This is a genomic window from Streptomyces sp. B15 (genome assembly GCF_018070605.1).
Lineage (GTDB): Bacteria > Actinomycetota > Actinomycetes > Streptomycetales > Streptomycetaceae > Streptomyces > Streptomyces smyrnaeus.
On sequence record NZ_JAGPXJ010000036.1, the window covers coordinates 51,665 to 64,024 of the forward strand.

Annotated in this window: 5 protein-coding genes and 1 pseudogene; 4 read left to right on the forward strand and 2 right to left on the reverse strand. The window is 74.4% G+C overall.

The window, feature by feature from the left end; translation table 11 throughout:
* The first annotated feature begins 82 nt into the window (after positions 1–82).
* Together KBY19_RS18080 and KBY19_RS36570 are read left to right on the forward strand one after the other, a co-directional pair.
* Complete coding sequence (locus KBY19_RS18080; protein ID WP_210966172.1) at positions 83–2,479, forward strand: asparagine synthase-related protein; 2,397 nt, start codon at positions 83–85, stop codon at positions 2,477–2,479.
* A gap of 295 nt (positions 2,480–2,774) precedes the next feature.
* Positions 2,775–4,232 (forward strand): annotated as a pseudogene (locus KBY19_RS36570) (BTAD domain-containing putative transcriptional regulator); the annotation flags it as partial.
* A 1,775-nt stretch (positions 4,233–6,007) separates the two neighbouring features.
* On the opposite strand, the gene KBY19_RS18090 reads toward KBY19_RS36570, so the two are convergent.
* Together KBY19_RS18090 and KBY19_RS18095 are read right to left on the reverse strand one after the other, a co-directional pair.
* The gene (locus tag KBY19_RS18090) at positions 6,008–7,732 is read right to left on the reverse strand and encodes a sigma-70 family RNA polymerase sigma factor (RefSeq protein WP_247691108.1); all 1,725 of its coding nucleotides are present in this window, start codon (positions 7,730–7,732) and stop codon (positions 6,008–6,010) included.
* A gap of 172 nt (positions 7,733–7,904) precedes the next feature.
* Entirely contained in the window at positions 7,905–8,741 is an 837-nt protein-coding gene (locus KBY19_RS18095; protein ID WP_210966174.1) for a TetR/AcrR family transcriptional regulator, read from the reverse strand.
* 410 nt (positions 8,742–9,151) lie between these two features.
* On the opposite strand from KBY19_RS18095, the gene KBY19_RS18100 reads away from it, so the two are divergent.
* Positions 9,152–10,657, forward strand: coding sequence for an NAD(P)/FAD-dependent oxidoreductase (locus tag KBY19_RS18100; protein WP_247691117.1), 1,506 nt, complete (start codon positions 9,152–9,154; stop codon positions 10,655–10,657).
* Between the two features lie 130 nt (positions 10,658–10,787).
* The coding region (locus KBY19_RS18105; RefSeq protein ID WP_307843547.1) for a SpoIIE family protein phosphatase at positions 10,788–12,360 on the forward strand (1,573 nt) is incomplete at its 3' end.

The window sequence follows — 12,360 nt, forward strand, 5'->3', positions numbered from 1 at the left end:
TCCGGGCGGCAGGCACCCGCCGCCCCGGACGCCCGCGCGGGGTGCGGCAGACAGCCGCGGAGTGACGCGAAGGCAGGCGGCGATGCGTTGGTTGGTGGGGTGGAGCAGCGCTGCGGCAGCGCCCGCCGGTCGTCGCGGGTCCGCCCGCTCCACCGCCAACGGAGGCCGCAGGGCAGCCGGTTACCCCGACCCGCACGCCGACTCCCGTACCGGCCACCACGTCGACCACAACGCCGGCCGCAGCTCCGGCCACAACTCCGGCGACGCGTACGGCTCCCATGATCCGTACGACTCGTACGGCCCCTACGGGCACGCGCCACACACCGCGCACCTCCCCGACGGAAGTGACGGTGTCCTCCAGCCCGTCGGCGCCCAGGTGTTGTGGGGCGGCCCCGATCCGCTGTGGGCCGTCGGTGACTGGCGGCCCGACGAGATCCGCGTCGTCGAGGCCCGACCCGGCGACCGGCTGGCGGTGTTCGGCTGCTGCGGCGCCACCGACGAAGAGCTGCGCCTCGGACTGATCGCCGCGCGCGGAGGAGCGTTTCGCCACCTGACCGCGTGGCCCGGCAGCTACACCACCGTCGCCTGCGTGGGCCGCCGCATCACCATCGCCGCGGACCTGGCGGGCGCCCGGCCCGTCTTCCACGTCCCCTGGGCGGGCGGTACCGCCTATGCGACGGCCGCGCTGCCGCTCGCCGACCTCGTCGAGGCCGAGCTGGACTTCGGCCACCTGGCCGCTCTGCTGGCCTGCCCGGAGGCCCCGGAAGCGCTGGGCGAAGGCACCCCCTACCGCGAGGTGCGGCGGGTGCCGCCGGGGCACGCACTCATCGTGCGGGACGGCGGCAGCCGGGAGGTCACCAGTTACGAGTCGTCCGCCTCGCTCGTGGTCGGCGCCCCGCCCGTCGACCCGGAGGCCGCGGTCGCCGGTGTACGGGACGCGCTCGTCGAAGCCGTACGGGCCCGGCTCACCGCCCCGCGGCACGCGGCCGAACACGACATCGACGTAGGCGCCGTACGCGATCCGGGCCCGGTGCCCGGTATGGGCCCCGCCGACCGGCAGCGGGCGCGCGGTGGCCCGGCACCCGGTGTCGGCGCCGATCTGTCCGGCGGGCCCGCCTCTGGCACCCTCGCACTGCTTGCCGCCGGGCTGCCGGGTACACCGGGCACCGTCTTCGGCTCCGGCGCGGCCGGCGCCGGCGAGCGGCTGCTGGCCGTCACCTTCAACGACCTCACCCTGGGCGGCGCCGCCGATCCGAGCGGCACCGCGGGCGCCGACAGCCACCTCGCCGAGTTGGAGCGGGCGCACACCATCGCGGACAACCCGCGGCTGCGCCATGTGGTGGTCACCGGCGGCGAAGAGACCCTGCCCTACGCGGACCTGGCCAACGGTCCACTGACCGACGAGCCGGGGCCCTCCCTGGTGACCGCCGAACGCCATCGGCACCGCCTCGGTGCGGGCAGCGCCGACCACTTCCTCGGCGTGGGCGCCCGCCAGGTCATCGACGCGCACCCGGCCCGCCTCGCCGATCTGCTGCTGGACCGGCGCCGCCGCCATCTGGTGCGGCCCGTCGCCGCGTTGGCCCGCGCCGAGGGACAGGCGCAGGGCCAGGTCGGGGGCCGGTCGCTGCGGGTGCCCGTCACCATCTACCGGGCTGCGCGCAGGCTCGCCCGTACGCCCTACCGGGACGGGGTGGTGGAGACGGCGGCGCAGCTGCGCGACAGTTCGTTCACCGCTGCCGCCTTCGCGCCGTACCCGGAAGGCGGCGAGAGCGCGGTGGACGCCTCCGTCGCCGCGCTCACCTGGTGCCGCCCCGGGCCTGCCGCGCGCTGGCTGACAGGGGAGGCGCTGGCGGAGGTCTCGCTGCGGCTGGAGGCCACCGCACAGTCCCGGCCGTCCGTCGAGCGGCCCGGCGAACGGCGGGCTCGGGCCGCGCTCGCCCGCGCCGCAGCCGACCACCGGGTACTCGAACAGGCGGTGGAGATCCGCAACCAGCGGCTGCACTCCCCGTACTTCGACAATCAGGTTGTCCGTGCGGCCAGAGAGCTGCCCGAAGCGCTGCGCGTACGCCCAGGGGCGCGCGCCTCCATACTGCGCGCGGCACTCGCGGGTGCCGGTGTGCACGATGTCCCTCCTGGTTGGGGCGCCCCCACCCACGCCACCCACCACGCCGCCCTCCGCACGGGTGTACGGCTGGCCGCCGAACAGCTCCTGGAACTGTTCCGGGCGCCGCTGCTGGCCGAGGCCGGTCTGGTGGAGGCCCGCGTGGTACGCCAGGCCATCCAGCGGGTGGCCCGCGGCGAACAGCTGCCCGTGGAGGGCATCGCCGACCTGGTCTCCATGGAGCTGTGGCTCAGCCGTCTGCTGGCCCGGCGCGGCACCTGCTGGACCGGTGCCGCCGCGCCCCGTCACCGTGCCGCGGCGGCGGGCGTCCACCCCGACGCCCGCTACGAACGGATCCTCCCGCCGACCCCGGGGTGACCCGGCGAGCCCCCGCCGCCGCCGGCCGGTTCGAGCCCTGCCAGGGAGCACACCAGGCGGAGCCCCATGGAAAAAAGCACGCGGCTGTGTCGGCGCCTACAGGGACAATGGGCGCGTGCGGTATCTGATCCTGGGGGCGAGCGAGGCCCGCGACGAGGCCGGACGGCCTCTCCCACTGGGCGGGCAGCGGCTGCGTGCGCTGCTCGCCGCCCTCGCGCTGCACACCCACAGCCGCGCGCCCGCCTCTCCGGAGACGCTGATCGACGAGGTGTGGGGGAACGCGGAGCCCGCCACCATGCCCGAGAACGCCCCGGCCGCGCTGCAGGCGCTCGTGGGCAGGCTGCGCCGGGCCCTCGGCAAGGACGCCGTCGAGTCGCTGCCCGGCGGCTACCGGCTGCGGGTCGACCCGCAGCGCGACGAGATCGATCTGATCCGCTTCGAACACCTGGCCGTCGAGGGGGAGCGCGCCCTGGAGGCCGGCGACGCCGAACGGGCCTCCGCCGTGCTCCGTGAGGGCCTCGCGCTGTGGCGCGGCCCCGCGCTCGCCGACCTTCCCCATCGAGCCCCCGTCGCGGCCCGCGCCGAGGCGCTGCGGCACACCGCCCTCCAGCGCCGCCTCGCCGCCGACCTCGCGCTGGGCCGGGCAACGCGGGTGCTGCCCGAGTTGCGCGAGCTGGCGCCCGAACATCCGCTCGACGAGCCGTTGCAGACGCTGTATCTGCGTGCCCTGCACGAGAGCGGTCGTACGGCCGAGGCGCTGGCCGCCTACGAGTCCGTACGCCGGGGCATAGCCGCCCGGCTGGGTGCCGACCCGGGGCCCGAACTGCGCGCGCTGCACACCGAACTGCTGGCCGCCGGCACCCCGGGCACCGCCGCCACCTCACCGGCTTCCCGCCCGGCGGCACCCGCGTCGGGCCCGGCGGCTCCCGCGTCGGGCCCCGCAGCTCCCGCGTCGGGCGCGGCGGCGGGCACCGGTGCCGCGCCGGTCGACGCCGAGGGCACCCGCGCCATGCCCTCCCGTCACCAGGGCGAGTACGCCTCACCGGGGGCCGCCGAGCATCAGCGTGCCGAAGCCGCCGCCCGGACACCGCTGGGCAACCTCCGCGCCCGGCTGACCAGCTTCGTCGGACGGGAGCCCGACATCGCCGCCATCGGCGCCGACCTCGGTGCCTCCCGGCTGGTCACGCTGATCGGCCCGGGCGGCTCGGGCAAGACCCGGCTGGCCGAACAGATCGCCGCGACAGCGGCATGCGCCGAAGCGGCGCCCTATCCGGACGGCACCTGGCTGGTGGAGCTCGCACCGCTCGACCATCCCGCCGCCGTTCCGGGTGCCGTGCTCAGCGCCCTCGGACGGCGGGTGACCGCACTGTCCACGGCCGCCACCGAGGGCACCCGCCCGCTGGGCGGCGAGGGAGACGCCACGGCGCTGCTGGTCGAACACCTGGAGCAGCGCCGCCTGCTGCTGGTGCTCGACAACTGCGAGCACGTGGTCCACACCGCAGCCACCCTCGCCGAGACGCTGCTGGCGCACTGCCCCGGCCTCACCGTGCTGGCCACCAGCCGTGAACGTCTCGGCGTGCCGGGCGAGAGGGTGCGCCCGGTCGAACCGCTGCCGCCCGCGTCCGCACACCGCCTGTTCGCCGACCGCGCCGCCGCGGCCCGCCCGGGGTTCCGTACGAGCGAGGACCCGGAGGCCGTGGCGGAGATCTGCCGCCGTCTCGACGGACTGCCCCTCGCGATCGAACTGGCCGCGGCCCGGCTGCGCTCGCTCACCCCGCGCCAGATCGCCGACCGTCTCGACGACCGCTTCCGGTTGCTGACCAGCGGCAGCCGTACCGTACTGCCCCGGCAGCAGACCCTGCGGGCGGTCGTCGACTGGTCCTGGGACCTGCTGGACGAGCGCGAACGCACCGTCGTACGGCGGCTGTCCGTCTTCGCGGGCGGCTGCACCCTCTCGGCCGCCGAACACGTGTGCGCGGACGGAGCTCCGGAGGACGCGGAAGGGCCGGCGGCGCCGGACGCCCGCCCGGAACACGGACGCCTTCACCCCGACGACGTCCTGGACCTGCTCTCGGCCCTCGTGGACAAGTCCATCCTCGTCGCCGACCAACCGCCCGCCCTCTCCGGTACCGGCGTGCGCTACCGCATGCTGGAGACGATCCACGACTACGCCCGCGAGCGCGCCGCCGAACACCCCGACGACCGCGAGGCGGCCGAGGAGCGGCACACCGCCCAGATCCTCCGCTTCTCCAGCGCGGCCGAACCCCGTCTCCGCTCCGCCGAACAACTCTCCTGGCTGCCCCGGGTCGAGGCCGACCTGGACAACATCCGTGCGGCGCTGCACCGCTCGCTGCGCAACGGCGACCGCCGTGCGGTCGTCTCCCTGGTCCGCGGCACGGGATGGTTCTGGTGGCTGCGCAACTACCGCGACGAGGGCGCGCACTGGGTCGAGGCGGCCTTGTCGATGCTTCCCGCCGGAAGGGACGAGCGCGACGAGGACGGGGAAGTGCTCTTCCGGGAGCTCCAACTGCTCCACTACTTCCTGCTGGCCGAACACCACACCCAGGAATTCCTCACCGACCCGCGCCACAAGGCCGTCGCCGAAGAAGTCGTCGCTACCTTCCGCGAACCGGGCCCGGTCGCGGCCCGCTTCCCCGGAATGCTCTGGCCGTTCACCGGCTACCTGATCGAGGGAAACAAGGGCGTGGCGGCCCTGATGGAGGTGTCCGTCGCCAACTGCCGACGCCACAGCGAACCGTGGGACCTGGCGGTCGCACTGCTCTTCCGCGCCCATGTGCAGATGGACCTGCCCGGGGGAGTGCCCGCGACCAAGGACGACCTCCCGGAGATCAGCGCCCTGGCGGAGAGCACCGGCGACCGCTGGCTGCTGAGCCAGATGTGCGGATTGCGCGCGGAAGTCGCCCTCCAGGAGGGCCGCTACGACGACGCCCGCGCCGAGTGCGAGGTCGCCCTGCGCCACGCACAGCAGCTCGGCGCCCTCACCGAGATGCCGCTGCTGCTCGCACGCATCGCCGACATCTGGTTCCGGCGCGGCGACACCGAGCAGGCCGACCAGCTCGCCCAGCGCGCCATCGAGGACGCCGAACGGCTGGGCATCAAGGACGCACTGACCATCGCCGTCTTCGTCCGCGCCGTCGCGGCGACCGAGGCCGACGACATCGAACGGGCCCGAAAGCTCCACACCCAGGCCCGCAAGCATGCGTCCATCGGCACGCCGCCCGCGATGTTCGAGGTCATGATGTGCGTGCTGGACGCCCGTATCACCGCCTGTGAAGGGGCCGAGCTGCTGCCCGAGGCCATCCGGAAGATCCGCACCGCCATCCGTACCGGGCTGGAGGTCGGCATCCCCGAGAACCTCATCGGCCAGGCCCTGCTGACCGCCGGCTACATCCTGCACCTGGACGGTCGCCATACGCTGGCCGTCCAGTTCGCCGACGCGGCCCAGCGGCTGCGGGGCGACCTGCCCGCGAGCGTTCCGGAGCTCCGGCTCGACGGCACGATCCGCGCCTACTCCGGCATCGGCGCGGAAGGCGCCGGCACGGACGGCCGCCCGCCGCTCACCGGCGCAGCGGCCGTGGAACGGCTGGACGAGCTGTGCGACCGGCCCACCGCCGACATCTCCAGCGAGGGCAGCGTGTCCACCGAGGGCAGCGCGCCCCCCGGCGAGGGGTGACGTTCCACCACCAGCCGCACCTGGCGCTCCCCGTCGCCCGCGCCGAGCGTGACGGTGTCGCGCGTGACCTCGATCAGGTGGTGCTCGGCCGGCGGGGGCGGCGGCTCGGGACGGTGGCGCGGGGGCGGCGGCACCTCCGGCTCGGGGCGCCGCGGTGGTTCCGGAGGCGCCGATGGCTCGGCCGCCGGGTCCGGCGCCGGGTCCGGCGTCGGGTCCGCAGTCGGCTTGGATGCGGGGCGCGGCGCGGCCTGCGGCGGCGCCGGTTCGGGTGCGGGCGGCTCGGGCTGCGGCTCCTCGGCTTGCGGCCCCTCGGGCTGCGGCTCGGGACGGGGCGCCGGATCGGCCTTCTTCGGCGGCTGTCCGGGCGCGGCGGGCGGGGTGGGGTGCCGTGCTTGCGACTTCTTCGGGGGTTCGCCGTCGCCCCCGGTCAGCGCGTAGGCGAGCACCGCACCGGCTGCCGCGGCCACGCCCAGCCCGATGCCGGCCTTCGCGGGGGCGCCGAGCCCTTCCGAGGCCGCACCGCCGCCTCCGGCAGCACCTCCCGCGCCCGCACCTCCCGCGGCTGCCGTCGTCGCACCGCCACCCAGCAGTGCCGCGAACGCCTTCGCGCCGCTCGCCGTTCCGAACCAGCCCACCAGGGCCACCGGGACCAGCAGCCTGATGTGCTCGTTGAGGTCCTTGACCTCCGACGCCGCCTGCCGGCACGCCGGGCACTCCTCAAGATGCCGGGCCAGTCCGCGTTCGGCCCGCATCCGCAGCCCGCCGCGCGCGTAGGCGCCGAGCCGGTCGGCGTAGCGGGCGCACTCACCGCCCTCCGTCAGCGCCTGGTTCACATGTGCCTGCAGGTACGCCTGCTTGAGATTTTCGCGCGCCCGGTGCGCCGCCGTCGCGGTGGCGCCGCGTGACTTGCCCAGCAGCGGCGCCACCTCCTGCGGCGGAACGCCCTCCACCGCGGTGTGCCACAGCAGCATCCGGTCGTACTCGGACAGACTCCGGAACGCCCGGACGACCAGCTTCTCCTCGGCCTCCCGCATCGCCCGCACCTCGGCGCCCACGTCGAGGGTCTCCTCGTGCCGGCTCGCGGAGGCGGCAGCCGCCGACTGCGCGAAGGCCGCGAAGTCGTCCACCAGCCGCTCCCGCCGCCGGGTGCGCGCCCAGTCCGCCGCCACATGCCGTACGGAGGCGAGCAGATAGGCCCGCGCCGAGGCCTCGGGGCCCTTGCCGCCGCGTACGGCCTGCAAGGTGCGCGCGAAGACCTCGCCCGTCAGATCCTCCGCCGTGTCCGCGTCCCGACAGCACGTGCGGGCATAGCGGCGCACCGGTTCGGCGTGCCGCCGGTACAGCTCCTCGTACGCCGCGTCGTCGCCCTCCCGCATCCGGGAGAGCAGCTCCATGTCGGAGACGCCGTGCCCGCCGCGCCGGGCGTGCCCGTCGCGTCCCGGCGAGGTGCCCTGCCGCCTGCGCTGCTCGGGTACCTGACGCGGGACGGGGTGTCCGGATGCCCCCCGGGAGGAACCCGGGCAGGGCTTACCGGGCTCCCGCTCCTTGTCACCACCCATAGCCGCGACTTCCGTACCCGCCCAGCGTGCTGACCATCGCGTCAGCGTGGCACAGCACCCGCGGACAGGAACCCGACAAGCAGACCAACCACCCGTTCGGGTCTTCTCGCACGGCTCTCCGAATGAAGAGACCCTTTACGGGGAAGCCGCGGCCTCGCAGGAGAAGCCGAAATCAGTGCACGCTGCGGGAGCGCAACCCCTCCAGCAGGATGTCCAGCAGCCGGGTGGAGGCCGCGGCCTGCTGTGCCGCGTCCGGCAGCGAGGGGGCGGCGGTCGCTATCACCAGCAGCACATCGCCCACCGTCACATCCGGGCGCAGCTCACCCGCCTCCCGCGCCCGTGCGACCAACTGCCCGACGACCTCCAGCAGTTCCGCCGCTCCCGGATCGTCGTCCAGCCCGTCGTACGCGGCCTCGGACTCGCTCAGCGCGGTGGGACGCTCCACCAGCCGCAGGTCCGGCTGCGAGCCCTCGGTGTACGTCGGCGCCTCGACGTATCCGCCCTGTACGGAGGTGCGCTGCGGCGGCACCCGCAGCGCACTGTCCGGACGGGTCTCCGCCCGGAGTATCCGCGGTGGCAGCAGCCGTCCGGCCCCCGAGGCGACGGAGGTGCGCAGAAAGCGGGAGAGCGCCGACCAGGGCTCCTCCTCCTGGCCCAGCGCGGCCCTGGCCTGCTCGGTCAGCCGCGCCGTCTCTTCCTCGGCTATCCGCCTGACCAGTACGTCCTTGCTCGGGAAGCGGCGGTAGACCGTCCCGACCCCCACCCGTGCCCGCCGGGCGACGTCCTCCATCGGCGCTCCGTAACCCAGCTCGCCGAAGACCTCGCGCGCGGCGCGCAGTACATGTTCGAGATTCCGCTGTGCGTCCACTCTCAGCGGTGTCGTGCGCCGGGCCGCCGCGGTCGCGGTTGCGGCTGCGGCGGCGTGCGCGGTGGTCTGGCCCTCCGGAACGGCGGAGACAGCGGTCGGCGCCGCTCCGGCACGAGAGCCGTGAATACCCTGAATGTGCATCGTTGTTCCCCCGGTAAATCCATGTCTCCCCCCGGAGACCCCCGCGTCCGCGGGGTCGGAATACGGCGCACTGGTCCACAGGCCGTACCCGCTGGGATACGAACATAGTTGAGCCCACCCTGAGAGAGAAGAGGGCGTTCGGGCACGGCCCGTCGTCCTCGGCGTCCCCGTACCGGCCGTACGTTGCCCTCACGCCCCGCGCGCCCCCCGCACCCCGGCGGTGACCTGCACGGACCATGTCCCGTACGAAGCCGGTGATACAACGTGCGCCCGGCGTGGCCCGGTCACATGATTGACGTGTCCTGTGGACAAACGAGGGGCCGAGGGTGCGTCATGGTCAGGTGACGAAGGCCACGAAGGAACCTGCGAAACCCGCGCGCATCCTCATCGTCGGCGGCGGCTACGTCGGCATGTACACAGCGCTGCGCCTCCAGCGCAGACTCAAGCAGCGGCTCCGACAGGCCGTCGGCGCCGACGGGGCCCCCGCCCCGGACGCGCCGGACGCCCTCGGTGCGCCGGACGCGCCCGTCGCCACGTCACTGGAGTCCGCCGACGGGGTCGCCATCACCATCCTGGACCCCGACCCCTACATGACCTACCAGCCGTTCCTGCCCGAGGCCGCCGCCGGGTCGATCTCCCCCCGGCATGTCGTGGTGCCGCTGCGCCGGGTGCTGCCGCACTGCCAGGTCATCGTGGGCGAGGCCCGCACCATCGACCACGACCGCCGTGTCGCGCACATCTCGACCCTCGCCACGGCCGAGTCCGACGCGGCCCGCGCGGCGCACGCGGCCCCCGGGGAGCGGCCCGAGCCGCAGACCCTGGAACTGCCCTACACCGAGCTGGTGCTGGCACCGGGCTCCGTCTCGCGCACCCTCCCCGTCCCCGGCCTGGCCGAGCACGGCATCGGCTTCAAGACGGTCGAGGAGGCCATCGGGCTTCGCAACCATGTGCTCGAACAGCTCGACATCGCCTCCTCCACCCGGGACCCCGCCCTCCGCGACGCGGCCCTGACCTTCGTCTTCGTCGGCGGCGGCTACGCGGGTGTCGAAGCGCTGGCCGAACTGGAGGACATGGCGCGCTACGCCTGCCGCTACTACCACAACATCTCCGCGGACGACCTGCGCTTCCTGCTGGTGGAGGCCAGCGACCGGATCCTGCCGGAGGTCGGCGCGGAGATGGGCGGCTACGCGCTGCGCGAGCTGCGTGCCCGCAACATCGACGTACGCCTGCAAACGCGCCTCGACTCGTGCGAGAACAGGGTCGCCGTCCTCAGCGACGGCTCCCGGCACCCGTCCCGCACCCTGGTGTGGACGGCCGGGGTCAAGCCCCACCCCTTGCTCGCCCGCACCGGGTTGCCCGTCACCGCGCGCGGCAAGCTCCGATGCGAGCCCACACTGCGCGTCCAGGGGACCGCACACGCCTGGTCGGCGGGGGACGCCGCGGCGGTCCCCGACCTCGCGGCGGAACCGGCCGCGGAACGGGCCGCGGAACCGGCCCAGGACCGGGCCCGGGGCGCGGCATCGGCGGACGGCGCGGAACGGCCGCTGTGCGCCCCCAACGCGCAGCACGCCGTCCGCCAGGCACGCCGCCTCGCCGACAACCTCGCAGCGGTGTGCGAAGGCCGGGAACCCACCCCCTACCGCCACTCCTACGCGGGGTCCGTCGCCTCCCTCGGACTGCACAAGGGCGTCGCGCACGTGTACGGACGGAAACTCAAGGGCTACCCTGCCTGGTTCATGCACCGCGCCTATCACCTCAGCCGGGTGCCGACCTTCAACCGGAAGGCACGCGTGCTGGCGGAATGGGTACTCTCCGGCCTGTTCAAGAGAGAGATCGTCTCTCTCGGCTCGCTGGAGCACCCCCGTGCCGAGTTCGAACTCGCGGCGGGCACGGTACGGCGCCCCGACGAGAACTGAGGGGTTCCACCGGCACGGTGGGCCACACTGGACATGTGACCATGGGTGGGCCCGCGTCTGCGAAGCGTGACCCCGAAGCGGCCCGAGCGACCCGAGCGAACACAGCGAACCACACAAGGAATCGGACGACGTGAACTTCACGCGGTGGAGCGCCCGACTGCCCGGCACACAGCGGCGCACCGCTGCCGCCCAGGCCGCGATAAAGGCGCGAGCGCAGTCGACCGGTACCTCCGGTACCTCCGGCAGCGGCACGGACGAGGCCGGCAAGGGCGGCGATGTCGACGACGCCGACGACGCCGACGACACAGCCAAAGACGCCGGGAACGGTGACGACGGCGTCGGCAACGACTCCGGCAGCGACAGCGACAGCGCCGACGGGACCGGCCGCGACAGCGACAGCGGCAGCGGCGAACAAGCGGCCGGGACAGCGCGCCCGGCGACCGCCGACCCCGTAGTCGTCGACCCCACGGTCCCCGACCAGGCAACGGCCCCCGACCGGTCCACGCAGTCGGCGTCCGGGCGGTCGAGGCACGCGCGTCACGAGGGCGCTCGAAAGAGCCCTGACGGTCCCGAGGGCCTTGAGGATCCCGAGGGCACGGAGACGCCCACCGTCCCCGCCGCACGCAACCACCCGCCCGCCGAGACCGACCCCGGTACCGACCCCGGGACCGTGCCCGAAACCGACCCGGAAACCGCTCCCGAGTCGGAACCGCAGTACGCCCAGCACGCCTCGGCGTCCGGAACCGAACCCGAACGAGCGGCGTGGAAGCGCAGACGTGCCATCGACGCGCTCCCCGTACGCGCCCTGCTCGGGCAGGTTCCCGCGCTGGTGGCCGTCGTGCACGGCCCCGAGCACCGCATCGCCTTCGTCAATGAGGCCTACAGCCACGTCTTCGGCCCCCGCCCCACCGGCGCCGCGGCCCGGGAGGCGCTGCCCGAACTGGTCGAACTGGGCCTGCTCCCGCTGATGGACCAGGTGCGGCGCAGCGGGCGGCCCCGCACGGTCAAGTCCCGCCGGGTCCCCCCGCAGCAGGGCGCGCCGGGCAACAGGCGACGTCCGGGCTACTACACCTTCACCTGCACTCCCATCACCACATCGGGTGACAGCGGCGTGCTGATCTTCGCCGCCGACGTCACCGACCAGGTGCAGGCGGTGGAACGGCTGCGTGCCAGCGAACGCCGCCAGCGCGAGGCCGCCGTCACCCTCCAGCGCAGTCTGCTGCCCCAGGAGTTGGAACAGCCCGACGACCTGCGGGTCGCAGCCACCTACCAACCGGGTGGCACGGACGCGGCCGTCGGTGGCGACTGGTACGACGTCATCACCCTCGGGGCGGGCCGCACGGCACTCGTCATCGGCGACGTCATGGGGCGCGGCGTGCGCGCCGCCGCCGTCATGGGCCAGCTGCGCACGGCAGTGCGTGCCTACGCCCGGCTCGACCTGCCTCCGCACGAGGTCCTGCAACTGCTCGACGGGCTCGCCGCCGAGATCGACGCCTCCCAGATCGCCACCTGCGTCTACGCCGTCCACGACCCCAACGAGGGCTGCCTCCGCTACGCCTCCGCCGGGCACGTGCCCATCCTGGTACGCGACGCCGACGGCACCGTCCACCGCGCCTCCGAGCACACCGGCCCGCCGCTGGGCACCGGCGGCTGGCTGCTCACCTCGGGCAGCCTGCCGCTGCGCGCGGGCTCCACCGCGGGCG

What these genes read in the sequence shown, in the direction of transcription:
- KBY19_RS18100 (WP_247691117.1), top strand. Translation starts at nt 9,152, where the DNA reads ATGTACACAGCGCTGCGCCTCCAGCGCAGACTCAAGCAGCGGCTCCGA.
- KBY19_RS18095 (WP_210966174.1), bottom strand. Translation starts at nt 8,741, where the DNA reads ATGCACATTCAGGGTATTCACGGCTCTCGTGCCGGAGCGGCGCCGACC.
- KBY19_RS18090 (WP_247691108.1), bottom strand. Translation starts at nt 7,732, where the DNA reads ATGGGTGGTGACAAGGAGCGGGAGCCCGGTAAGCCCTGCCCGGGTTCC.
- KBY19_RS18080 (WP_210966172.1), top strand. Translation starts at nt 83, where the DNA reads ATGCGTTGGTTGGTGGGGTGGAGCAGCGCTGCGGCAGCGCCCGCCGGT.